General features: G+C 39.1%; 23 protein-coding genes and 1 pseudogene. 15 read left to right on the top strand and 9 right to left on the bottom strand.

The annotated features are described in order from the left end of the window. Positions 1-46 precede the first annotated feature (46 nt). The 5 genes from ACTWQB_RS07500 to ACTWQB_RS07480 all read left to right on the top strand — a co-directional run bounded on the left by ACTWQB_RS07500 (position 47) and on the right by ACTWQB_RS07480 (position 3,389). On the top strand, positions 47-175 hold the full coding sequence (locus ACTWQB_RS07500; RefSeq protein WP_443138568.1) for a hypothetical protein: 129 nt from the start codon (positions 47-49) through the stop codon (positions 173-175). A 284-nt stretch (positions 176-459) separates the two neighbouring features. Further along, the gene (locus tag ACTWQB_RS07495) at positions 460-1,815 is read left to right on the top strand and encodes a sodium-dependent transporter (protein ID WP_443138567.1); all 1,356 of its coding nucleotides are present in this window, start codon (positions 460-462) and stop codon (positions 1,813-1,815) included. A gap of 53 nt (positions 1,816-1,868) precedes the next feature. Then, on the top strand, positions 1,869-2,177 hold the full coding sequence (locus ACTWQB_RS07490) for a DUF5327 family protein (RefSeq protein ID WP_443138566.1): 309 nt from the start codon (positions 1,869-1,871) through the stop codon (positions 2,175-2,177). Positions 2,178-2,194: 17 nt separating this feature from the next. Beyond that, a complete protein-coding gene (locus ACTWQB_RS07485) occupies positions 2,195-2,566 on the top strand; it encodes a DUF423 domain-containing protein (RefSeq protein WP_443138565.1) in 372 nt (123 codons plus the stop codon). 43 nt (positions 2,567-2,609) lie between these two features. Further along, on the top strand, positions 2,610-3,389 hold the full coding sequence (locus ACTWQB_RS07480; RefSeq protein WP_443138564.1) for a hypothetical protein: 780 nt from the start codon (positions 2,610-2,612) through the stop codon (positions 3,387-3,389). Between the two features lie 82 nt (positions 3,390-3,471). On the opposite strand, the gene ACTWQB_RS07475 is transcribed toward ACTWQB_RS07480, so the two are convergent. After that, positions 3,472-5,130 (bottom strand): methyl-accepting chemotaxis protein, encoded by a 1,659-nt coding sequence (locus ACTWQB_RS07475; RefSeq protein ID WP_443138563.1) that lies wholly within the window; start codon positions 5,128-5,130, stop codon positions 3,472-3,474. Further along, positions 5,127-6,068 (bottom strand): BMP family lipoprotein, encoded by a 942-nt coding sequence (locus ACTWQB_RS07470; protein ID WP_443138562.1) that lies wholly within the window; start codon positions 6,066-6,068, stop codon positions 5,127-5,129. The genes ACTWQB_RS07475 and ACTWQB_RS07470 overlap by 4 nt, the downstream gene beginning before the upstream one ends. A gap of 192 nt (positions 6,069-6,260) precedes the next feature. Here ACTWQB_RS07470 and ACTWQB_RS07465 point away from each other — a divergent pair, with 192 nt between their 5' ends. Continuing rightward, on the top strand, positions 6,261-6,782 hold the full coding sequence (locus tag ACTWQB_RS07465; RefSeq protein WP_443138561.1) for a YwhD family protein: 522 nt from the start codon (positions 6,261-6,263) through the stop codon (positions 6,780-6,782). Positions 6,783-6,937: 155 nt separating this feature from the next. Here the strand turns inward: ACTWQB_RS07465 and ACTWQB_RS07460 are convergent, their stop codons facing one another. After that, on the bottom strand, positions 6,938-8,881 hold the full coding sequence (locus ACTWQB_RS07460) for a transglycosylase domain-containing protein (protein WP_443138560.1): 1,944 nt from the start codon (positions 8,879-8,881) through the stop codon (positions 6,938-6,940). A 211-nt stretch (positions 8,882-9,092) separates the two neighbouring features. Here ACTWQB_RS07460 and ACTWQB_RS07455 point away from each other — a divergent pair, with 211 nt between their 5' ends. Together ACTWQB_RS07455 and argS are read left to right on the top strand one after the other, a co-directional pair. Continuing rightward, the gene (locus tag ACTWQB_RS07455; protein WP_443138559.1) at positions 9,093-9,533 is read left to right on the top strand and encodes a DUF1934 domain-containing protein; all 441 of its coding nucleotides are present in this window, start codon (positions 9,093-9,095) and stop codon (positions 9,531-9,533) included. Next, on the top strand, positions 9,534-11,204 hold the full coding sequence (argS, locus tag ACTWQB_RS07450; RefSeq protein WP_443138558.1) for an arginine--tRNA ligase: 1,671 nt from the start codon (positions 9,534-9,536) through the stop codon (positions 11,202-11,204). Here argS and ACTWQB_RS07445 read toward each other — a convergent pair. The 4 genes from ACTWQB_RS07445 to hemQ form a co-directional block, all read right to left on the bottom strand. Further along, a complete protein-coding gene (locus tag ACTWQB_RS07445; protein WP_443138557.1) occupies positions 11,167-11,448 on the bottom strand; it encodes a hypothetical protein in 282 nt (93 codons plus the stop codon). The genes argS and ACTWQB_RS07445 overlap by 38 nt on opposite strands. Before the next feature lie 108 nt (positions 11,449-11,556). Next, positions 11,557-12,117 (bottom strand): spore coat protein GerQ, encoded by a 561-nt coding sequence (gene gerQ, locus ACTWQB_RS07440; protein WP_443138578.1) that lies wholly within the window; start codon positions 12,115-12,117, stop codon positions 11,557-11,559. Between the two features lie 216 nt (positions 12,118-12,333). Next, positions 12,334-12,756, bottom strand: a complete 423-nt coding sequence (locus ACTWQB_RS07435) for a cell wall hydrolase (RefSeq protein WP_443138556.1) — start codon at positions 12,754-12,756, stop codon at positions 12,334-12,336. Between the two features lie 161 nt (positions 12,757-12,917). Beyond that, positions 12,918-13,661, bottom strand: a complete 744-nt coding sequence (gene hemQ, locus ACTWQB_RS07430) for a hydrogen peroxide-dependent heme synthase (RefSeq protein ID WP_443138555.1) — start codon at positions 13,659-13,661, stop codon at positions 12,918-12,920. Between the two features lie 176 nt (positions 13,662-13,837). Here hemQ and ACTWQB_RS07425 point away from each other — a divergent pair. Next, a pseudogene (locus tag ACTWQB_RS07425) lies at positions 13,838-14,328 on the top strand (catalase); the annotation flags it as partial. A 62-nt stretch (positions 14,329-14,390) separates the two neighbouring features. Here ACTWQB_RS07425 and ACTWQB_RS07420 read toward each other — a convergent pair. Continuing rightward, a complete protein-coding gene (locus ACTWQB_RS07420) occupies positions 14,391-15,212 on the bottom strand; it encodes a lipoate--protein ligase family protein (protein WP_443138554.1) in 822 nt (273 codons plus the stop codon). Positions 15,213-15,292: 80 nt separating this feature from the next. Here ACTWQB_RS07420 and ACTWQB_RS07415 point away from each other — a divergent pair, with 80 nt between their 5' ends. The 3 genes from ACTWQB_RS07415 (at position 15,293) to ACTWQB_RS07405 (ending at position 17,866) form a co-directional block, all read left to right on the top strand. Beyond that, the gene (locus ACTWQB_RS07415; protein WP_443138553.1) at positions 15,293-15,598 is read left to right on the top strand and encodes a hypothetical protein; all 306 of its coding nucleotides are present in this window, start codon (positions 15,293-15,295) and stop codon (positions 15,596-15,598) included. A 461-nt stretch (positions 15,599-16,059) separates the two neighbouring features. After that, positions 16,060-17,355 (top strand): HD domain-containing protein, encoded by a 1,296-nt coding sequence (locus tag ACTWQB_RS07410; RefSeq protein WP_443138552.1) that lies wholly within the window; start codon positions 16,060-16,062, stop codon positions 17,353-17,355. A gap of 13 nt (positions 17,356-17,368) precedes the next feature. Next, positions 17,369-17,866 carry a YwgA family protein gene (locus ACTWQB_RS07405; RefSeq protein WP_443138551.1) on the top strand — a complete coding sequence of 166 codons (498 nt, stop codon included), beginning with the start codon at positions 17,369-17,371 and terminating at the stop codon, positions 17,864-17,866. Between the two features lie 68 nt (positions 17,867-17,934). Here ACTWQB_RS07405 and ACTWQB_RS07400 read toward each other — a convergent pair whose 3' ends face one another. After that, complete coding sequence (locus tag ACTWQB_RS07400; RefSeq protein WP_443138550.1) at positions 17,935-19,104, bottom strand: phospholipase D-like domain-containing protein; 1,170 nt, start codon at positions 19,102-19,104, stop codon at positions 17,935-17,937. Between the two features lie 195 nt (positions 19,105-19,299). Between ACTWQB_RS07400 and ACTWQB_RS07395 the strand changes: the two genes are divergently transcribed. The 3 genes from ACTWQB_RS07395 to ACTWQB_RS07385 all read left to right on the top strand — a co-directional run bounded on the left by ACTWQB_RS07395 (position 19,300) and on the right by ACTWQB_RS07385 (position 23,733). After that, entirely contained in the window at positions 19,300-21,420 is a 2,121-nt protein-coding gene (locus tag ACTWQB_RS07395) for a (Fe-S)-binding protein (protein ID WP_443138549.1), read from the top strand. 380 nt (positions 21,421-21,800) lie between these two features. Next, entirely contained in the window at positions 21,801-22,823 is a 1,023-nt protein-coding gene (locus ACTWQB_RS07390; protein WP_443138548.1) for an ABC transporter ATP-binding protein, read from the top strand. Continuing rightward, positions 22,804-23,733, top strand: coding sequence for an ABC transporter ATP-binding protein (locus ACTWQB_RS07385; protein WP_443138547.1), 930 nt, complete (start codon positions 22,804-22,806; stop codon positions 23,731-23,733). The genes ACTWQB_RS07390 and ACTWQB_RS07385 overlap by 20 nt, the downstream gene beginning before the upstream one ends.

Below are 23,733 nucleotides of genomic sequence, written 5' to 3'. Positions count from 1 at the left end.
TGTATTATTGGGGATTATTTTTTGCTACGTATGGGGAGGAGCAAGTATGCTGAAGTATAATGGGTTTGTAGACAAGTTTGAATCTAAACTTGGTCGCGGATTATGTGACAAAGAAAAAGATTTTGTCAATTGGGTATGGGAAAAACATAAAAATGAAAACCGTATTAAGAAGTAAGCTTTCAGGGCACTGCTATTAATTGTAGCGGTGCTTTTTATCTCATTGGCTGGAGAATCCTGCTTAAAGAAGCAGGTCTTTTTTGTATCGAAAATAATTTGGATGTAAGAATACACCCATAGAATGGCGAAACACACCTATAAGATTACGAAATACAATCTCATAGACTTAAGATTATAATAAACACAATATATTTTTTTAGAGTTATGCGTTAATGTGTTAAAATTTTACTTTGTTGATAGCGTTAACATGTGCTATAGTAATAAAGATTAGAATTAAGGTAGGTGGATCAGTTGAATCAGAATCAGGATCAATGGAAAACTAGGCTAGGGTTTATGTTAGCAGCCATGGGCTCAGCTGTGGGGTTAGGTAACATTTGGCGTTTCCCTTATATTACAGGAGAGCTTGGTGGCGCAACCTTTTTAATTGTGTATCTAGCGTTCGTTTTCTTAATCGGTATTCCGCTATTATTAAATGAATTCAGTATAGGAAAGGCAGGACAGAAAGACGCTGTCGGTTCCTTTAAAAATTTAGCACCGAATACGAAATGGCACTGGACAGGATTTATGGGTGTCATCGGTGGGATCTTAATCCTTAGTTTCTACAGTGTTGTTGCAGGATGGTCTTTATTTTATTTATATAAATATTTAACAGGTGCTTATTGGACAGAACCTGACGGTGGGTTCGGTGAGGTATTTGGAGAGTGGATTGCGAATCCATTACTTCCATTATTGTGGCAAGCCTTATTCATGGGGTTAACTTTATTTATTGTTATTCGTGGTATTAAAGGTGGTATTGAGAAAGCTAATGCTTTTCTGATGCCAGTTTTAGCTGTACTCATGATTTTCTTAGCTGGATACGTTTTAACATTAGATGGTGCATTGGAAGGACTACAGTTTTTATTCAGTCCAGATTGGTCACAGTTGTCCAATCCAACTTTATATTTAACAGCATTAGGTCAAGCTTTCTTCTCGCTTAGTATTGGTGTGTCAGGTATGTTAACCTATGCGAGTTATCTTAAAACTAAAGATCGTTTGCCAGGCGCTGCGATTGGCGTAGGTGTCATGGATACAGTATTTGCGGTTATTGCAGGTATTATGATATTCCCTGCAGTATTTAGCTTTGGACTTGAAGTAAGTCAAGGTCCACCATTAGTGTTCATTACTTTGCCAAGCATTTTTGCTAGCATGCCATTTGGTAACTTAGTTGGAATTATCTTCTTCGTCTTATTATCGATGGCTGCATTATCGTCAGCGATTTCACTATTGGAGCTGCCGGTTGCATTCTTTAAGCGTACGATAGGTATGACTCGTAAGGCGGCTACGTATCTAAGTTCCACAATCATCTTTGTACTAGGGATTGCTTCTTCGTTAGGTTTTGGTATTTGGAGCGGTGTGACAGTCGGTGACAAGAACATCTTAGATATGATTGACTTTGTGACAGCTAACTTTGTTCTACCGTTTGGTGCGTTATTAATGGCATTCTTTGTAGGTTGGTATTTAGACCGAGAGCAAGCTAGGAAAAATAGTGAAATTGAGAACCCAGCCATGTTTAATATTTGGTATTTCATTATAAAGTTTGCGGTACCTTTTATTATGATCATAATCGTAATCGCGAACCTATCTGGATTAACTGCGTAATGTCAGAGTCCGTGTTATACTATTGTTGAGATTAATCTAGGAGGAAAAAGAAGATGACCGTGTCATATCATGCGATTATCCGACAACTAAAAAAAGAACTCGATCAACTTGATGATCAGACATCTCACGAACAAGTCATTGCCAAAATGCATGCTGTTAAATCGCTTGCTGATGTTGTGATCAATTCTTACGAAGATATTAGTGAGAAACCAGAACCAGCTAAAGTCATGACAGCAGATCAGTCAGTTAAAATGACAGATGCTGAGGCAAAAATGATGGGAATTCAAAAATCTAAGCCATCAAACAACAATCGCTTTTTGGATGACGATGATGCGAACGGTGAGTCAATTTTCGATTTCTAGCAAAAAGGGGATAAAACATGAAAGTACTATTACTCATTGGCGTTATAAACGGATTCCTCGCAGTAACATTAGGTGCATTTGGTGCACATGGACTTGAAGGTAAATTAAGTGAAAAAATGTTAAGTACTTGGGAGAAGGCTGTTCAATATCAAATGTTCCACACCCTAGCAATCTTTATCGTGGGCATGATGCTGCTTCGCTTTGATCACTCCATGTTAGTGTCAGCAGGGTGGACATTCTTAATTGGAATCATCCTCTTCTCAGGTAGTCTTTATATCTATTCGTTAAGTGGCATTAAAACCTTTGCGATGATTACACCAATTGGCGGTGTCGCATTTTTAGTAGGTTGGGTGCTTTTAGGATTAAGTATCATGAAAGTAGTAGATTAAAAGGGGCTGAGTATCAGCCTCTTTTTTAATGGTATAAAAAGCGTTGAATGTCGATAGAGAAGCGTTGAATGACGATAGGGAAGCGCGGATTGTCGATAGAGGAGCCTGGAATGCCGATAGGGGAGCGCGGATTGTCGATAGGGGAGCCTGGAATGTCGATAGGGGAGCGTTGAATGACGATAGGGAAGCGCGGATTGTCGATAGAGGAGCCTGGAATGCCGATAGGGGAGCGCGGATTGTCGATAGAGGAGCCTGGAATGCCGATAGGGGAGCGCGGAATGTCGATAGGGGAGCGCGGAATGTCGATAGGGAAGCGCGGAATGTTGATAGGGAAGCGCGGAATGTCGATAGGGAAGCGCTGAATGTCGATAGGGAAGCGCTGAATGTCGATAGGAGAGCGTTGAATGACGATAGGGAAGCGCTGAATGTCGATAGGGGAGCCTGGAATGCCGATAGGGGAGCGCGGAATGTCGATAGGGAAGCGCGGAATGTCGATAGGGAAGCGCGGAATGTCGATAGGGAAGCGCGGAATGTCGATAGGGAAGCGTTGAATGTCGATAGGGGATCGCTGAATGTCGATAGGGGATCGCTGAATGTCGATAGGGGAGCGTTGAATGACGATAGGGAAGCGCGGAATGTCGATAGGGAAGCGTTGAATGTCGATAGGGGAGCGCGGAATGTCGATAGGGAAGCGCGGAATGTCGATAGGGAAGCGTTGAATGTCGATAGGGGAGCGCGGAATGCCGATAGAGGAGCGTTGAATGACGATAGAGAAGCACGGAATGCCGATAGGGAAGTACTGAATGTCAATAAGGGGCGCTGAACATTTTGACGAAGCTAAAAAAGAAGACGAATGTTAGGTCTAAATTGAATCCTAATATTCGTCTTATTAATTACTAATTTATTTAATCATTCAATTTAAAGTGAGCTAATTGTTGATTTAATTCACTTACCATACGTTCAAGGTAATTGGCTTCTTCTTTTAACTTTTCAAACGCATGTCGCTGTTCTTCAGCAGAAGCTGAAATTTCTTCTGTTCCTGCAGCTGTCTCTTCTGTAATGGCACTTATATTTTGAATAGAAGAAGTCACTTGTGCGCTTTGTTCTTTTGATGCGCTCATGTCTTTAGCTAATGCCGTAAGACGTTGATAAATCATGTCTATATGTTGACGGATATCTTTAAAAGAGTTTTCAGATGCATTTAGGGATTGATGCTGTTGATCAGTTAATTGCACCGTCTCTTGCATCTCTTCTTCAATAATGGTTACTCCAGATTTAATCTGACTAACCATGTTAGAGATTTCATTCGTTGCACTAGTAGATTGTTCAGCTAGCTTTCTAACCTCATCTGCGACGACTGCAAAACCTTTACCATGTTCTCCAGCTCTGGCTGCTTCAATAGCCGCGTTTAATGCTAATAGATTTGTTTGTTCTGAGATGTCATTTACAAGATTAATTGTTTTCTCAATTTCATCAGTATATTTAATGAACTGGCGTACAGATTGCTCAACATTTTGAACGGACTGATTGTGTTGATTCATAACCGTTCTTTGGTCTTGAATAGCTGTTTGTCCATTCTTAACAGATGTTAGTGCCTGTGTTGAATCGTTAGATGCTTGTTGACTAGTCTCAGTATTCTTCTCAAAATGATCGTTCATTTTTTCCATTAACACGGCAACGTCTTGAATATCATTAGAAATAGATTGGCTACCATCAGCTAATTCATCTGTTGAAACAGATACTTGCTCAGATGTTTCGGATAAACCTTCCATTTCATTGTTTAGCTTAGTACTGAATTCGTTAACGTTATTTCCAATTCTTTGGACCGAATGAAGGGTACTAGTAAGATTATCAATCATGACTTTGAACGCTTGCTTTAACTGGTCAACCTCATCTTTAGCAACTTCAGGAGCATCGACTTTAGTCGTTAAGTCACCGTCAGCTACTTGGTTAGCTTGTGCTGACAACTCTTTTATAGGTTTTGCAATTCGAGTTGTTAGTCTAGTTGTTGCAAAAATAGATAACACAATTAAAACCGCACCTGCGATGATTGCAAATGTAATAAGGTTTTGAATTTCTTGTTGTTGTGAGGCAACTTTACCGTCATACCATGCTTGTGACTCTCTTTGAAGCATGAACACATCATTTAACATACCTGATGTTCTAGATGCCTGACGTTGCACTTCATTTAAATCCTCAGCTTGTAAGGCTTCGGTTGTGATTTGCTCCCAACGTGTGAATTTATCCTTTGCTTGGTCAAACCATCTTTTATGTTCTTCAGTTCGAATGTTAGGCTCGACTAGTTGAATGACTTCCTTAGTTGAAACAACTTGAGTTAAGGCTTTTTGACGAGAAGCTTCAGAAGGGTTATACCCATATGTATCTAACGTCTGTTCAGCTGAGATTAATTGACTGTTCAATTCCTTAACGTCTAATAAATATGCCACATCTTCATTCGAAGAACTTTCAAAACTAATCATTTGAAAAACAATATAAGATATTAATACAAGACTTAATATTAGTGGGATAAGCGTTAATGTATATAATCGTTTGCTGATACTCATTGTTCGACCACCTCATCGATCTGACTTTGCTCGGAATCTGTTAAGTTAATTAATCTGATTGGAGCTAAGCCAACACCTTCTTCTTCAATCCCTAATTCAATATGACTTCCATCTAATTGATTGCCATTTACAAGACTGTCCATAATATCGTATAAAGCGATGTTGACATTTTTCATCATTGACGTAACCACTGCATCTTCAGCAATAAAGTATTGATCACTATCAACCCCAAAAGCATAGATTCCTAGGTTTTGAGCTTCTTTTAGTGTCCCAACACCTGTAAAGCCTGCTGCGTGAAAGACATAATCAGCGTCGTCTTCAACCATTTCTCGAGTGAGTCGTGCACCTAATTGGTCGTCATCAAATGTCCCTGCATATTCGACTAATACTTCAGCATCAGGATTGGCCTCTTGAACACCTGCAGTGAATCCTTCTTCAAATTTTTCTACGACATGAATTTGCTCACCACCAATGAATCCAACAACATCTGACTCTGTTTTCATACCTGCAATGAGTCCGATTAAATAGCTACCCTCATCTTCTTTAAACGTAATAGAGGTGACATTGTTCTTTTCAGATACAGCATCTATTAGAACAAATTGTTGTTCTGGATACTGTTCAGCTAGTTGATCCATCGCCATTTGGGCATTAAAGCTTAACCCAATGATGACATCGTGGTCTTGGTTGATGAGATCTTTCATTTGAGCTTCAAAATCACCTTCAAACGGCTCTCTGTAATCAAAGGTAATGCCTAAGTCATCTCTTGCTTGTTCTAAACCTTGAAAGGCTGAGTCACTAAATGAGTCATCACCTAATCCACTTTCAGTCACGATTAGACCAGCACTATATGTATCTTTAGCTGTATGATTTTCTTCTTCACTACAGCCCGTTAATATAACGGAAACCACTATAATTATGAATGTAGATAAACGCTTCATAAATATTCACTCCCAACTTTTTTCTAAAATGGCACCGATTTATAATATCGGCAAAAATATTAACCTTTTAATACTTTATTAAAAAGACTGAATTGGAGTTATTTTCGGTTAATTCTACAAGTAGCCATTACTTTATAATTACCTTGCTTTATGGCAAAATAGGTTTAGATGAGAAATGAGGGAGGTTTCGCGATGAAGTCGTTTGATGATAAAAATGGTAAGAAAAGTAATCAGTTTACGATTATGAAAGATGATCCAATTGATGGCCACCCGGGTTACAGTGGTGGAGGAGCATTTAGTTTAGAAAATATGTCGCCATTAATTGTTGACCCGAATGAAGACCGTGTATGGGTTGATATGGGTGCGATGCATGCTCGAAGCGAAGTTGAGAAACGAATTAAATTCGTCACAGATAAAGAAGAAGTTCCAAATGGTAAACCATACTGGATTGTGTGGGTAACAGTAGAACGCGGAGAACAAGGCCCTTATTACTACGGGGTAGCTGCGAGCTTTTTAGAAGTAGACCGCGAAGCTCGTCGAGGCTATAAAATTTTAGCTGAACACGTTAATCGCATGGACAAATCATTAAAAGGACGTATTGTCATTGAACAAATGGACGATCATTCGAAGAAATTACTAGGCGATTTCCTGAAAGAATTTAACGAGGATTATTGGAATAATTCAACGGATGAATTAAAACAATCGTTCGCCTAATTTTTGAATGAATTGTGAACATTAATCTTTTACATTGTAAGTTAGGAAAATAGTTTGTAAAATATAACTAAACATGGGTTTTTTACGCACATGTTTATTAGGACAAATAAAAGGGGCTGGCCGAATGGCTAGCCCCTTTTATTTTTTATAGATAACTATCTTCCACAAGCCTCTTTAGGTTGAGTGCCTTTAATATAATACATCAACACGGTTTCACCTTCGCATGCTGGCCCTTCTAAATCACCTGATATTGGATCAACATGTAAGCCAATTACTCCCGTTGGTGCATTGAACGTTAAGGTTGGGAGCTCTTGGTGGATTTGGTTCATATATTTTGCCCAAACTTGCTTGGCGACCCTTAAATCTTGAACTTTCTTAATTTCACGATGATCATCATACCCAGTCCAAACAGCAGTCGTATATTCAGGACTGTACCCAATCATCCAGCTGTCATATTTAGTACTACCAGATTTTCCTGCATATTGATGTTCTTTCAAGTAATGAGCGACATTCGCGCCTGTTGCGCTCATATAATCGCTAAACCTACTATCAAACATGCCTGTTAGCATATGGGTTAACACAAAAGCATGGTTTTCTTCTAGCATTCGTTTAGGTGTTTCAGGTTGGTGTTGATAAACAATGTTGCCATCTCGGTCCACGATTTTTTCTATTACGTATGGGTTTACTGACCAACCTTCATTAGCTAATACGCTGTAAGCTTTCGCCATCTCATATGGTGATACATAAGATGTTCCAATCCCGATTGATGGTACAGACTCAAGCTCGGCATTAAGACCAAAGGCTTCAGCAGCCTCGACAACATTTTCTGGCCCTAACTCGTAAGTAGTCTTAATCGCATAAATGTTATCTGATACAGCAAGTGCTTGAGCCAGTGTCACAGGTCTGTTGGCGAAATCGCCAGCATTATTAGGCGAATAAACAGTATCATTTTCTAACGTAAAGCTAGTCTCACGACTTTCAACGAGTGTGGATGGAGTAAAACCATAGACTAAAGCGGCATAATATAAAAACGTTTTGAAAGTTGACCCGGTCATTCGCTCTGCTTGAGTTACTCGATTGTATGGTGTTTCGTCAAAATTTCGTCCACCTTGCATGGCGACAATTTTTCCAGACTGAGGATCAATGGTCACAGCGCCTATTTGTAGTTCCTCTGAGTCTTCTGGAAGCTCTTCTTGGATAGTCTGTTCTAATTGTTTTTGTGCTTCTTGATCAATCGTGGTATAAACTTGATAACCTTGACTATCTAGTGTTTGCCTATCAATTCCTATTAGTTTTGACGCCTGCTTCATCGCATAATCTTGAAAATATTTGCCGATTTCAGGCTCTTGGTCTGAGGCAGCAGCTACTAAATTTAAGTCTTTTCCTTTTGCCCGTTTCATAGCCGTTTCAGTAATTTTGCCTGTTACATGCATTCGTTCTAAAATCCATTGTTGACGGTCAATCGCATTTTCATATGAAACAAGTGGAGAGTATACTGATGGACCTTTAGGAATTGCAGCAAGTAAAGCAGATTCTTCTAATGTTAAGTCTTCAGCGTCTTTGTCAAAGTAATACTGACTTGCCGCCTGAATCCCATATTGGCCATGACCAAAATAAATTGTGTTAATATAGCCTTCTAAAATTTCATCCTTATCTTGAAAAATTTCTAACCTTAAAGCAATCAATGCTTCTTGAGCTTTACGCTTCCAAGTTTTTTGGTTCGTTAAAAAAACATTACGAGCATATTGCTGCGTAATGGTACTTGCGCCTTGTCGTTTATCCATGGCTAAAATGTTATAATAAGTCGCGCCAAGAATTCGTTTAATGTCGAAACCGTAGTGGTCATAGAAGTGTTCATCCTCAGCTGCTAAGAAGGCGTCAATGATATATGGGGACATCTCGTCTAATTCAACCCAGAAACGGTTTTGGACCCCGTGTTCGACGGATAATATCTGTCCATCTTGATCGTAAATAACCGTATTTTCGTCTAAATTAATCTCAGGTGGGCCTTGGAAAACAGAATAGACGAGTATGACAGCTCCCGCAGACGCTGCAAATACAAGGGCGACAATTATATAAGTAAACAATCGTTTAATCATGAGCATGTCTCCTGTCCGTCAACTAGTTGCTTTTACTAGTATGTAAAAAATGGAACTGATTTAAACGTATAACTCTGTTTTAAAGCGATTGTTCAATATAATCAGTTTGTTTTATTTCAATAAAGCAGATTTTATGGCAAAATATATTAAGGTATAAACAAACAAGATTTTAAATGCTAATGGTTGGTTAAGATAGAAAGGAAGATTCGAGTTGTCGAGTAAGCAGATCCCAGTTCATATTAAGATTGATACGGAAATTGTCGATGATGAACACGGCAATGAAAATATCACAAGAACTGAACATGGGACTTATATTCATAGAGGGAAAGTTCACATGATTAAATATAACGAGGAGATGGAAGACTTAGGCGAGGTCAATACCACGATTGTCATTCAGGACGATCGCGTATCTATCAAACGAGAAGGCACTCTGCAAATGCACCAAGTGTTTCGGATCGGATCAAGCACTGAGTGCGTTTATCATCACCCATTCGGTAAGTTTCGAATGGAGACCACAACTCACCACATGCAGTTTATAAAGGGCATCGGAAATCGCTCTGGTAAAATTTATTTAAATTATGATGTTGTTTTAAATGACCAAGAGCCTAGACGTCATAAGTTCGAGTTACACTTTCAGGAGGAGGTAGCCTAGATGAGTATCGTAGGTCAAATAGAAGAAACATTAAAACAAGAAATAGAGTCGGCTGTTATGGAGGCAGGCTTAGCGTCAAAAGAGGACATGCCAGATGTGGTCCTAGAAACGCCAAAAGATAAAGCACACGGTGATTATGCAACGAACATGGCAATGCAGTTAGCACGTATTGCGAAAAAAGCTCCACGCCAAATTGCAGAAGAATTGGTCGAACATTTAAATACAGAAAAAGCGTCGGTCAAGCAAGTGGACATTGCAGGCCCGGGGTTCATTAACTTTTTCATCGACCAGTCTTCTTTAACAGAAGTGGTGGATACGGTATTAAGCCAAGGTCATGAGTATGGCCAAACAAACGCGGGTAACGGCAAGCGTGTACAGATCGAGTTCGTATCAGCTAACCCAACTGGAACCCTCCACCTAGGACACGCGCGTGGAGCTGCTTTCGGTGATGCGTTAGCAAATGTCATGGAAAAAGCCGGCTTTGAAGTTGAACGTGAATATTATATTAATGACGCAGGCAATCAAATCGATAATCTAGCGCGCTCGATTAATGCCCGTTACTATCAAGCGCTTGGACAGGATATGAAAATGCCTGAAGACGGCTACCACGGTAAAGACATTATTGAACTAGCGAAAAATCTTGTGGATCAGCATGGGGATTCTTTTACTAAAAAAGAAGAAGACGAGCGTTTATCTGAATTCCGTCAGTACGGTTTAAAGCATCTACTTGATCGCATCGAGCAAGATTTAAAGGAGTACCGTGTGCCGTTTGATTCATGGTTCTCGGAAACGTCGTTATATGATGAAAACTTAGTAGCTGAAGCGGTTGAGAAGCTACGTGAAAAGGGTTATGTGTATGAAGCGGGAGGTGCGACTTGGTTCAAGTCAACAGAATTCGGTGATGATAAAGACCGTGTGTTAGTTAAACAAGATGGCTCTTACACGTATCTAACACCTGATATTGCGTATCACTTAAATAAAATTGAACGCGGATTCGATGAGTTGATCAACATTTGGGGTGCCGACCACCACGGATATGTTGCTCGTATGCATGCCGCTATTCAGGCTCTCGGGTATCCTAAAGAGATTTTAGATATTAAAATTGCTCAAATGGTGAACCTGTTTGAAAACGGTGAAAAAGTGAAAATGAGTAAGAGAACAGGTAAAGCCGTGACGATGAAGGAATTAATTGAAGAGGTCGGCTTAGACGCAACACGTTACTTCTTTATTATGCGTTCGAACGACGCTCATTTAGACTTTGACATGGATTTAGCTAAATCACAGTCGAACGAAAACCCAGTGTATTACGTTCAGTATGCTCACGCACGCATTTGCAGTATGCTACGTCAAGCAGAAGAAAAAGGTGTCGATGTTAACGCTGAAGCGGACACGTCTCTACTACAAGCTGAAAAAGAAGTCGCGTTATTGAAACGACTTGGAGACTACCCACAGGTCGTCGCTGATGCAGCCGAAAAACGTATGCCACATCGAGTACCACAATATGTGTTTGACCTAGCGTCAGACCTACACAGCTTTTACAATGCAGAAAAAGTCATCGACCTTGAAAACGTTGACCTAACACAAGCACGTATCGCGCTCATGAAAGCTGTTCGCGTTGTGATCCAAGATGCGCTCAAGCTAATTGGCGTAGAAGCACCTGAGAAGATGTAAAACGAAGGTACGTGATTTCGCCGAAGAGGGTCGTGATTTCGCCGAAGTGGGGCAGGATCTCGCCGAAGTAGGTCGTGATTTCGCCGAAGAGGGTCACGATTTCGCCGAAGAGGGTCATGATTTCGCCGAAGTGTGGCATGATTTCGCCGAAGTGTGGCATGATTTCGCCGAAGTGTGGCATGATCTCGCCGAAGTGTGGCATGATCTCGCCGAAGTGTGGCATGATCTCGCCGAAATGGCTCATGATTTCGCCGAAATGAAGCATAATCTCGCCGAAGCTTCCCTTCAAATAATAATAGAGCCGAATGTTAGGGTGAACCCCGACATTCGGCTTCTTTATTTAAGAAATATTTTATCCAAACGGGTATTCGTACTCGATTTCTTCATCAAATACAACATAGTCTAAATAAATCATAAGTAGTAAATACCATCTGCCGCTTTCAGGGTCTGCGACGACAATGTGGTCTTTACCTGCTTCTTCTAGTGTACCTGTAAAGACGTCTTGAGTATCTTGACCTTCAAACGTCATATAGACTCTGACGGTTTTACCTCGATTTAGTCTTAAAATATTCTCGATGTAAGAGAGTTCTCTGCCGATTGGACCGCCACCAATTGGGACTTGCACTTGACCTTGGCCGCCATTTTGCATCATAGGGCCTTGCTGTTGTCCTCCATTCATCATAGGGCCAGGACCTTGTTGCTGACCTCCCTGCATCATTTGTGGGCCACCAGGCATCATCTGCCCCTGTTGACCACCCATGCCAGGCATCATTTGCTGTCCACCCATGCCAGGCATGCCTTGCATCATAGATCCTTGCTGCATACCTTGAACCATCCCAGGCATTTTCCCTTGAGATTGACCTTGGCCGAATTTATTCTGCGTACCACCCATTTTTGAACCGCCTCCAAACATCCCTTGAACTTTACCACCTTTTTGACCTTTACCAGGAAGAGATACTTTTTTCTCACTACCGCCAGACCATTTCTGGTTTTTGCCTGGCCATTGACCTGATTTACCTTTTAAATTATTGGGGTTGTTAAACGATTTTTTATCAGGTAATTTCCCTCCGCCTTTATTGTTGCCTTTTGATTGATCCAATGATCATCAACCTCCTAATTTTAATTTATGTTAAAAAATTTCTGGACAATCTGCTTGTGAAGGTTGGTAAAAACAATGAGACTTATATCGACCAACATTCGTTTGTCCATACCATCGTGGCCTGCACTCTCCTTCTGGGCGATAAAACCATAGTGAATCATCACCAGGGTCAAACTCTTCTCCGTTAACCGTACGACGAGCTAGACGGATATCTTTAGGACGTGCCCTCTGGTAGAAATAAGATTGCGTGACGGCTTCAAACCCACCTGGCGACTGGTAAATCATATCTGATAACGTATCAATGCCTGGGAAGTCTAAACACTCAGCTAGTACTCTATTAACGCCAACATTTCCAACCAGTAGCATACCGAGTTTTCCATCACCCTCAGCTTCTGCACGCATTAACCTGGCTAATTCCTTGAGCTGTGCTTCGTTGTAGGCAATAACTGCCAAACCATACCACCTCTTTCATACCCATCACTAGTTCATGTATATGTATAGATGGGTAAATGTTGATATAGCCGCTTGTACTTTTTAACTAAAAAATAGAAAAATGTAGGAGGGGAGGAGTTGAGTTTTTTGGACAAAAAAACTGAGCCACCTAAGTGACTCAGTTATACTGACATGATTTGTTGAAAATCTTCTTTTGTTTTGCGATGTCCGACGAAGAACTCACCGAATTCTGCGAAGCGCGCGCTAACTTCATCAAAACGCATTTCATAGATTAATTTCTTAAATTGAAGCATTTCGTGAGCGTATAATGTCACGCCCCATTCCCAATCATCAAAACCGATGCTACCAGTAATGATTTGGCGGACTTTACCTGCGTATTTACGCCCTGTCATACCATGCTCATACATTAAGCGGCCGCGCTCATCTTTTTCTTCCATGAACCAGTTGTTTGCTTCACCTTTTTTACGGTCCATTGGATAGAAGCAAATGTGTTCCCACTTAGGAAGCACAGGCTTAAGACGTGCTTGGAATTCTGGATCTGTTTCAGGGTCTTTCCCTTTTGCCATATAAGCAGAAAGCTCAACGACAGAAACAAATGAATAAGCAGGGACTAAGAATTCAGCTAATTTGGTTTTGTTAAAATCAGTTTCTAAATCTGTTAGCTCGTCCATTGTCGGACGTAAATTCATAATTAATAAATCAGCTTTTTGACCAATAATCTGATACAAGCCAACACTACCGTTTCTATTTGACTCAATATCTTCCCAATTTTGTACTAGTTCATTAAACTCTTGTAATGCTTGGTCACGCTCTTCTTGAGAAGCTAATTTCCAGGCATTCCAATCAACCTTACGAAAATCATGTAAACAATACCAACCATCAAACGTTTCTACAGCCTCTGGCATTGGTTTCACTCCTTCAAATCATTTTCCAATTCAACTATATCATAAAGGGTTAAGAATGGTTAATGAAAACGCATATGAACGTTTTGTTAACAAAACTAAGACGTTCGTCTCAATTCATGTCTAACTTGTTTTTTATTAAAAATACTCGGGTACATAACTATAACATTTCAAAGGAGGATCCTATCAAACTTTGGCCTTGAAGAAGAGGTGCCAGTTAAAATTATTGGTAAGATGACGTTGAACCGAAATGTAGATAACGTTTTCGCTGAGACAGAACAAGTGGCATTTCATCCAGGGCATGTTGTACCTGGTATTGATTTTACAAATGATCCATTATTACAAGGACGCTTATTTTCATATAAAGATACACAATTAATTAGACTAGGCGGTCCGAACTTCCATGAGATTCCGATTAACCGCCCAGTTTGCCCGTTCCATAACAATCAACGTGACGGTTATAATAGAATGATTATTAATAAAGGACAAGTTAGTTACCATAAAAATTCATTAGCCGATAATACACTTCAACCAGCAACACCTGAAGAAGTACCAAGAAAAGGTTGAAGGAAGAAAAGTTAGAGCTCGTTGTGAAAGTTTTAAAGATCACTTCACTCAAGCGACGATGTTCTGGAACAGTATGAGTAAAGCTGAGAAAGAACATGTTATGTGTTTAATTAATGCCTAACAATCGGCTCCTTTTGGTTAATAAATAATTTGTTCAAGGCTCTTTTATTTATTAATACGTCTATTCCTTTGTTGCATTAATTCCAATCGATTATCAAACCATTCAGATTCTTGGTCTGAAAATGGTCGTTCTTCAATTTCTATGCCTTGGTTATGGAACTTTTGCTCGACTTGATTCATGACATCTTGCACGGTTAATTTTTGACTAAATAATTGACCGAGTGACGCCATGACATTTGGATCAATATTAGGGTACTTGAACTTCGTGTCTTCACCTTTTAACGCTACGTCGTAGAAGCTTTTTAACAATTGAGCGCGTTCATCTCCTTGACCTTCCACATCTAAATAAATCTGAACAGCAGACCCAGTTTTAACACGTCTTTGTGAGATACCAGCAAACTTTTTTCCACCAATACTTAAATCATATGTACCAGGGCAATAAGATCTTTCAATTTCATAAGCTTCAATAGTTTGATTTTTATTTTCAAAAATCCGTTTGATAAAGCTAACCATGGCTTCATACCCGTCATGAATGTCGTAGCGTTTGGCATCTGGGAAGATTAGCGATATATTCAAAACATTTTCATCTAATACAACGGCCAGTCCACCTGAATTACGAATAAGCACGTCATATCCTTGACTATTCAAAAATTCAATGCCGTCTTCTAAATAAGGTAGCCTGCTATCGGGAATACCTAAAACAACGGTTGGTTTATGTACCCAATAATGAATTGCGGTTTCACGTAGGTGACTTGCGGTTAAACATAATGTATCATCAATAGCAAATGATTCTATAATTTCAGAATCACGCGCATTACTTCGATTAATTTTTCTTATATGTTGAATATCCAACATTGGATGGTTCATAAAATCGTTCCTTCAATCAGTAATTTTGTTCCATCAACATATTATAACAGAATACAGTAGATGAAAAGGATGTGATGTACATGTTAACAGCTTTATTGAAATTCGTAGCAGCTGGGATCGAGTTCTTTTTGGGAATCCCGTTTGTCGGTGGTGCGTTTATTTTTGCTAACGCATGGGGACCGCTATTATTTATGTTCTTGCTATATTTAGGAATTCTAATCTTATCAATCAATTACAAATACGCAAAATGGGGTGCGATCACAGGAATGGCCGTATCAGTATTAGCTATCGTTCCAGTAGTAGGCATGATTTTACACTGGGTCGCCTTTTTCGTAATATTATTTGATGGAATTTATAACTATAAACAAGCTAAAGCAAAAGGTTAGAGTAAATTCAGCCCTTCACATAAAGGAGGGCGTTTTTTTATGAACTATTAGGAACTGGGCGATTGTCTATAGAAACCCCCGAAATGTCGATAGGGAAATTAGTTTTATCGATAGAGAGTGAGTAATTGTCGATTGGAAGCACCGAACTGTCGATAGGGAAGTCATCTTTGTCGATAGAGAGTGTCTAAATATTGATTGGGAGACCAAAACTGTCGATCGTGACCATTGTAATGTAGATAGAGAAGCCGTGATTGTCGATGAGTAGTGGAGAACTATAGTAGAAAGCATCCCTCATACACGGAACATTAACGTGAAATGAAGCGAAGTGTCACTCAAACACGAGCAGCTTACATTTAAAAAATCAAGAAAACTATTAATAAAAAAATTTCTCGAGATAAGGATGTAATTCATTATAAAAATCGTTATAATGAATGATATATATTGTAGAAAGGTCGGAATCTATGTCATATCGCCATGAGCAATTAAGCGAAGAAAAAGTATTTAAAGACCCAGTCCATCGCTACATACACGTTCGTGATCGCGTCATTTGGGATTTGATTGGAACTCCGGAATTCCAGCGTTTGCGACGTATTAAGCAGTTAGGAACGACCTATTTAACATTCCATGGTGCTGAACATAGTCGTTTTAGTCACTCGCTAGGTGTCTATGAAATTGTTCGCCGAATTGTTGAGAACTTCAAGGGTAAACCAAACTGGAGTGAAGATGAACGGTTATTATGCTTATGTGCTGCGCTACTACATGATTTGGGGCATGGGCCTTTTTCACATTCATTTGAAAAAGTATTTGATTTAGACCATGAAGATTTCACACGTGAAATTGTGTTGGGTGACACGAAAGTGAATAAAATTCTTTCGAAGGTTGACCCAAACTTTCCTCAAGATGTTGCCGATGTCATTAATAAGACATATCGTAACAAATTAGTGGTTAGCTTAATTTCGAGCCAAATTGATGCTGACCGTATGGATTACTTACAAAGAGACGCTTTCTTTACAGGGGTTAGTTATGGTCACTTTGACATGGAGCGCATTCTTCGTGTGATGCGCCCAATGGAAGACCAAGCTGTCATTAAGGAAAGTGGGATGCATGCCGTTGAAGATTACATCATGAGCCGTTATCAGATGTATTGGCAAGTCTATTTCCATCCTGTAACGCGTAGTGCTGAGGTTATTTTGACTAAGATTCTACATCGTGCAAAAGAGCTTTATCACTCAGATTACCTGTTTAAATTAGCACCAACACATTTCGTAAGCTTTTTTGAAAAAGAAGTGTCTTTAAGCGATTATTTAAAGCTGGATGAAAATGTAGCGTTTTATTATTTTCATATTTGGCAAGATGAGGATGATCATATATTAGCCGACTTATGTCGTCGCTTTGTGGATCGAGACTTATTTAAATATGTAGAATTTAATCCAGGTAATCAATATCGGGCTTTAATGGATTTAAAAGAATGCTTTATTGAAGCGGGTGTTGACCCTGCTTATTATTTAGAAGTTGATTCGTCTTCGGATTTGCCGTACGACTTTTATCGCCAGGGTGAAGATGAAGAACGACTACCTATACTTCTTCAAATGCCTAACGGAGATTTGAAAGAACTCTCTAGGCAGTCTGATATTGTTGAAGCTATTTCTGGTAAAAAGAGAACAGATCATAAATTATATTTTGCTAAAGATTTGATCGACCAACTACCCAAAGACAGTGACATCAAACGTAGAATATTAGAAATTTTAAAGGGATAGGGGCTGAAACCGTATGTTAGAAGATCACGCTAAACTGATGGCTTTTTTTGAACAGGCGGATGAAGTAGTTGGACGTAAACGTCTACAGAAAATGGTATATATATTGAAAAAATCTGGCTTTGATTTCTCTGAACGTTATTCGTTCCATTTCTATGGACCATATTCAGAAGAGTTAACGACTCGTATTGAAGAGTTATGTAACTTAGGGTTTTTAGTTGAAGAAAAAGAGAAAGAGAAAGGTTATTATCAATACCGCTATACATTAACCAATCAAGGGACGAGCTTTTTAGACGACTCTATGATTCAAGCGCCAAACATGTCCGATTTAATCGAGAAAATGAACGCAAAAAGCTCGAAATTCCTAGAACTTGTTTCGACTATGCTGTTCTTTGATACGTTTCCTAAAGAGGAAGTGGAACAGAAGGTTTTAACGGTAAAAAGTAAACAGAATTATACAGATGAAGACCTTCAAGAAGCATGGGCATTTATAGACGAAATGCAAAGTCACTAAAAAAGGGCAAGCGCCCGTTAACTAGTAAAGCACCAATCGAGAAGATGAACTCTCGGTCGGTGCTTTTTCTATAATAACGGATGAAAAATTCTCGCTAAAAACATTTTAATGGCATGTGTTTTACTATTCGGATAATTATACCACTCTTTATACAGCGGAGTAGAATAGTTAAAGTCTTTTTCGTAAAAATGGTATAACTCTTTAACGAGTTCATCATCAAACACAATAAAGTTAACTTCACGGTTAAAGTAGAGGCTGCGACGATCAAAGTTCGCAGTGCCAATATCACATACCTTGTCGTCGATAAATAATGCCTTTGCATGGTAAAAACCTTCCTTAAAAAGTTTCACTTCAGCTCCTGCACGGTGTAGTCTTGATAAAAATGGTGCAGAAGCTTCTTTAACTAAAACGTGGTCAGAGTCATGAGGATAAATCACTTGTACTTGAACACCCTGTGATAGTTTTTCCTCTAATAACTCCAATAGGTCACGGTTTGGAATGAAATAAGGTGAACCAATTGAAATTCGAGTTTCAGCCTGCCTAATAAGATTTAAAAAAACCTCTCGCAAGTTGCCATTGGATGTAGGAATAAGCTGACACTTGTACTCACCTTTAGTATCAATATTAGGTTTAAGATTTAGGTACTCATAAGTATTAGAATCCCAGTCATTTTTAAACAAATCTAATAGATCTTTAACGACTTCACCTTTTAAACGTAAGTGGTAATCTCTCCAAAAAGAAAATCTAGAGTTTACATTAATGTATTCATCCCCGATGTTGTAACCTCCAATGTATGCAGTATGTCCATCGATAATTGAGATTTTTCGGTGGTTACGTCGATTAATCGATCGAAGTGGCGACCATAATTTAAATCGATTACTATACTCAATTTGGACACCAACCCGTTTTAGCTCCTCACGGTCTTTTTTTCTAATAGCAAACGATCCTAAGCGATCGACCAATAAATACACTTTGACCCCTCTTGAACTAGCATCTGATAACAATTTAAAAAAAGCTTCACTAAAGTGATCGCTTTTAACAATAAAAAAAGAAACGCAGACATACTTTGTTGCTGCATTGATATCTTTAAAATATTGGTCATACAATTCCTCGCCATGATTATAAAAATTAATATTTGCAAGGCGGTGGGGATATGTATGGTCCGTTGGTTCAACTTCATATTTTTGTTTAACTAAAAAAATTATAATAACAACGATAATCACGACAAGAACCCACACACGTAGCACCCCCTTCTCAAGTATTATGCGAGAAAAACGGGTCATTTATACGACTCAGTTACTTAAATTTAACATTGACTGAATGCTCATTCATTGTATAATGAAAGATAAGAAAAAGAATTTTCGTTAAATTAGAACATTTTATGGTAAGATGGTTTATAGACAACGTCGAGAATTAAGCGGGGGGAAGTTTTTATGAACACTTTACTATTAATCAACTGGTTAGCCTTTTTAGGTGTAACCGCTTACGGCATTTTCCTCTTTGTACAAGTCGTACGTACGCGTATCGCTTATATTAAAATGGGGAAGAAAGCAGATTTCGACCAAGAGATGAAACAACGCGTTAGAGATATTATGACGTTTGTGTTTGGTCAGAAGAAACTATTAAAGGACAAAAAATCAGGCGCGATTCACGTCATGATGTTTTATGGTTTCTTATTAGTTCAATTTGGAGCAATCGATTTTATTTGGAAGGGATTAGCACCGGATTCTCATATTCCATTAGGAATTTTCTATCCAGGATTTACGTTCTTCCAAGAGATTGTAACCTTAACGATTTTAGTAGCGGTAGTATGGGCATTTTACCGTCGTTACATTGAAAAGCTTGTCCGTTTAAAACGTGGCTTTAAAGCAGGACTTGTTCTTATTTTTATTGGAACGTTAATGCTGTCTGTTCTTATGGGTAATGGTGCAGCCATCGTTTGGCATGGCCATGAATTAACTTGGACAGAACCAGTTGCTTCTATGTTTGCAGTCGTCTTTGGAAGGATGGGAACAACGGCATCAGCTGCGCTGTTCTATGTGATGTGGTGGATTCACTTGATTGCACTACTAAGTTTCTTAGTGTATGTACCACAATCGAAACACGCTCATTTAATTGCTGGGCCGGCTAACGTTTTCCTAACGAAAGATAAACAGCACGGAAAGCTTAAGAAAATTGACTTTGATATTGATGAGATGGAAGAGTCGGATGAAGAACCAACGTTTGGTGTTGGTAAAGTTGAAGATTTAGACCAATTACAGTTATTAGACTTATATGCTTGTGTTGAATGTGGTCGTTGTACAAATGTATGTCCAGCTTCAGGCTCGGGTAAGATGCTATCGCCAATGGACATTATCGTGAAGCTACGTGACCACTTAACTGAAAAAGGTGCTGCTGTGACAGGTAAATCTGCATGGGTACCTTCATATGCGTTTGCAGGAACGCAAGGTAACCAAGTTGCAGCAGATCCAAACGGTTCTTTAGCACAACAGGTCATGGAAAAAGATTTGATTGGTGATGTCGTTACAGAAGAAGAATTATGGGCTTGTACGACTTGTCGTAACTGTGAAGATCAATGTCCAGTTATGAACCAACACGTCGATACAATCATTGACCTTCGTCGTTACTTAGTTATGACTGAAGGTAAAATGGACCCTGAAGCTCAGCGTGCAATGATGAACATTGAGCGTCAAGGTAACCCATGGGGCTTATCTAAAAAAGACCGTGAAAACTGGAGAGAGCAAGACGAAACACTTCGCATTCCAACAGTTAAGGAACTTAAGAAAGAAGGCGAAGAGTTCGAATACTTATTCTGGGTTTCTTCAATGGGTTCATATGATAACCGTAGTCAAAAGATTGCGATGGCATTTGCTCGTTTAATGAACAAAGCAGGTGTTAAATTTGCGATTTTAGGTAACAAAGAACGTAACTCTGGTGATACAGCTCGTCGTTTAGGAAATGAGTTCTTATTCCAAGAGCTAGCTGAGAAGAATATTAAAGAATTCGAAAAGAATGATGTTAAGAAGATCGTTACAATCGATCCTCACGCTTATAATATCTTTAAAAATGAATATCCTGACTTCGGCTTTGAAGGTGAAGTTTACCACCATACAGAATTATTAGCTCAATTAATTGATGAAGGGCGCTTGCAGCCTGAACAAGCAATTAATGAAAAAATAACGTTCCACGATTCTTGTTACTTAGGACGTTATAACGATGTCTATAACCCACCTCGTAAGATCTTAGAATCTATACCGGGTGTACAATACGTAGAAATTGAGCGTAATAAAGAAAACGGTATGTGTTGTGGTGCTGGTGGCGGTATGATGTGGTCAGAAGAGAAGACTGGTAACCGCATTAACGTCGCTCGTACAGAACAAGCTTTAGAGGTTTCACCTAACACAATTTCAAGTGCGTGCCCTTACTGCTTAACGATGTTAACAGATGGTACGAAAGCTAAGGAAGTCGAGGAAGATGTGACAACTCAAGATGTAGCAGAAGTTCTCGAACGTTCTATTTTTGGAGAGCCGGCAAAGGTGGATCAACCAGCATAATAGTTTAACTGATCTGTCCCCCTAGCTTCTACGAGTTGCTAGGGGGATCTTTATATTGAGATACTTTTGGCCGTGCCCACGTGAAGTGCCCTTTTGATGCTATAAAATAAGCACAATTTTCTACAAAGATTTAAGTGTTTTCCAATTTTTTATATTGCTATTTTTAGAAAAATTTAAAAAAGATGTTGCAATTTGATGACGAGTTTCATAAAATTAAAGGTGTTAAACTTATCTGAAAAGAGAAAAAATGGGGATTCTCGAATAGACTTACGGGTTTTATAACATGGACAGACTTTATCTAATTATAATTATCTAAAAATTATTGAAATTTAGACCCTTATGATTAGTCATCGAGAAAATATAACTATAGGGTGATTGAGTTGAGTAATCCATTGCTAGAGATAAAAAATCTGAAAACATCCTTCAGAATCGGGGAAGAGTATTACGCAGCAGTTGATGACGTATCACTGAACGTAAATAAGAATGAAGTCCTAGCTATTGTTGGGGAATCTGGATCAGGTAAAAGTGCTTTAGCATTTTCGGTCATGGGACTTCACAACCGTGCAAAAATAGAAGGTGAAATCAATTTTAAAGGTAGAAACATTGCTAACCTTCCTTTTAAAGAGATGAATAAATTCCGAGGAAATGAACTTGCGATGATCTTCCAAGACCCATTAACGGCTTTAAACCCATTAATGGAAGTTGGTAGACAGATTGACGAAGTTCTTATTCTGCATAATAAAAATATGCCAAAATCAAAGCGTAAGCAATATATTATAGAGCTTTTAGAGAAGGTCGAAATACCTAGACCAAAACACGTATACAATCAATTCCCTCACGAACTGTCTGGGGGTATGAGACAGCGTGTCATTATCGCAATCGCAATTGCTAACCAGCCAGAATTATTAATTGCCGATGAGCCAACAACGGCACTAGACGTTACAATTCAAGCTCAGATTTTAGATTTGATGCGTGAATTGAAAGATGATCTTGGTTCTGGAGTCATCCTAATTACCCATGACTTAGGTGTTGTGGCAGAGATGGCTGACCGTGTAGCCGTTATGTATGCTGGTGAAATTGTTGAAATTGCAGATGTTGAGACATTGTTCGAAGACCCTCAACACCCTTATACCCGTTCATTGTTGAGTTCAATCCCACTAGTTGACGATGCGCAGGATAAGCTGCATGTTATTCACGGTATTGTTCCATCACTAAAACATTTACCACGTCAAGGTTGTAGATTTAGTGCACGTATTCCATGGATTGATGAAAGTGCCCATGAGGAACATCCTCAGCTAAATGAAGTTAGCCCAGGTCACTACGTACGTTGCACATGCTATAAGCATTTCTACTTCCCAGAAGAGAGCAAGGAGGAACAGAACCATGACACTGCTCAAAGTTGATGATCTGAAAATCCATTTCCCGATTCGCGGTGGAATTCTTAATAGGAAAATAGATTCAATCAAAGCTGTCGACGGTGTTAGTTTTGAAATCAAACCTGGTGAGACTTATGGATTAGTCGGTGAATCAGGTTCTGGTAAAACAACAACGGGTAAAGCTGTAATGGGATTGAACAATATAACAAACGGTAAAATCTACTTCGAGGAACAACTTCTAAATAATAAAGGTAAAAAAGTAGATATCCGTAAAGATATTCAAATGATTTTCCAAGATCCGTATTCTAGTCTAAATCCAAGAAAACGCGTTTTAGATATTATCGCAGAACCTCTTCGAAACTATGAAAAACTTTCTAAAAAAGAAGAGAAAAAACGTGTGCAAGAACTATTAGAAAAAGTAGGTTTATCACCTGAAAGTATTCTAAAGTATCCACACGAATTCTCGGGTGGTCAGCGTCAGCGTATAGGGGTTGCAAGAGCAATTGCACTAAAACCAAAGCTGATTATCATGGACGAGCCTGTATCAGCACTTGATGTATCTGTACAGGCACAGGTTCTAAACTTTATGCAAGATTTACAAAAGGAATTAAATTTAACTTATTTATTTATATCCCACGATTTAGGTGTAGTTAAACATATGTGTGACAGGATCGGAATTATGTACAACGGTCGTTACGTGGAAGAGGGGACTAAAGAAGAAATTTTCAATTCTCCTCAACACATTTATACAAAACGTCTTGTAGCAGCAATTCCAGACATTAATCCAAAAAGACGTCAAGAAAACCTTAACTTCCGTGAACAAGTCAAGCATGAGTTCTCTAACTCTTACTATGACTATTTTGATGAAAATGGCTTGGCGTATAACTTAACACCAGTTTCCGATACGCATCGGGTAGCGTTACCAGAGAAAGGTTGA

Origin of the sequence: Piscibacillus sp. B03 (assembly GCF_052246295.1) — a bacterium.
GTDB lineage: Bacteria > Bacillota > Bacilli > Bacillales > Alkalibacillaceae > Piscibacillus.
This window is presented reverse-complemented; position numbering and strand designations above follow the sequence as displayed.

Coding starts and splice junctions, on each gene's coding strand:
- ACTWQB_RS07500 (WP_443138568.1), top strand. CDS start 47: ATGCTGAAGTATAATGGGTTTGTAGACAAGTTTGAATCTAAACTTGGT.
- ACTWQB_RS07490 (WP_443138566.1), top strand. CDS start 1,869: ATGACCGTGTCATATCATGCGATTATCCGACAACTAAAAAAAGAACTC.
- ACTWQB_RS07485 (WP_443138565.1), top strand. CDS start 2,195: ATGAAAGTACTATTACTCATTGGCGTTATAAACGGATTCCTCGCAGTA.
- ACTWQB_RS07475 (WP_443138563.1), bottom strand. CDS start 5,130: ATGAGTATCAGCAAACGATTATATACATTAACGCTTATCCCACTAATA.
- ACTWQB_RS07470 (WP_443138562.1), bottom strand. CDS start 6,068: ATGAAGCGTTTATCTACATTCATAATTATAGTGGTTTCCGTTATATTA.
- ACTWQB_RS07465 (WP_443138561.1), top strand. CDS start 6,261: ATGAAGTCGTTTGATGATAAAAATGGTAAGAAAAGTAATCAGTTTACG.
- ACTWQB_RS07460 (WP_443138560.1), bottom strand. CDS start 8,881: ATGATTAAACGATTGTTTACTTATATAATTGTCGCCCTTGTATTTGCA.
- argS (WP_443138558.1), top strand. CDS start 9,534: ATGAGTATCGTAGGTCAAATAGAAGAAACATTAAAACAAGAAATAGAG.
- ACTWQB_RS07445 (WP_443138557.1), bottom strand. CDS start 11,448: ATGAGCCATTTCGGCGAGATCATGCCACACTTCGGCGAGATCATGCCA.
- gerQ (WP_443138578.1), bottom strand. CDS start 12,117: ATGTTTGGAGGCGGTTCAAAAATGGGTGGTACGCAGAATAAATTCGGC.
- hemQ (WP_443138555.1), bottom strand. CDS start 13,661: ATGCCAGAGGCTGTAGAAACGTTTGATGGTTGGTATTGTTTACATGAT.
- ACTWQB_RS07420 (WP_443138554.1), bottom strand. CDS start 15,212: ATGAACCATCCAATGTTGGATATTCAACATATAAGAAAAATTAATCGA.
- ACTWQB_RS07415 (WP_443138553.1), top strand. CDS start 15,293: ATGTTAACAGCTTTATTGAAATTCGTAGCAGCTGGGATCGAGTTCTTT.
- ACTWQB_RS07410 (WP_443138552.1), top strand. CDS start 16,060: ATGTCATATCGCCATGAGCAATTAAGCGAAGAAAAAGTATTTAAAGAC.
- ACTWQB_RS07405 (WP_443138551.1), top strand. CDS start 17,369: ATGTTAGAAGATCACGCTAAACTGATGGCTTTTTTTGAACAGGCGGAT.
- ACTWQB_RS07395 (WP_443138549.1), top strand. CDS start 19,300: ATGAACACTTTACTATTAATCAACTGGTTAGCCTTTTTAGGTGTAACC.
- ACTWQB_RS07385 (WP_443138547.1), top strand. CDS start 22,804: ATGACACTGCTCAAAGTTGATGATCTGAAAATCCATTTCCCGATTCGC.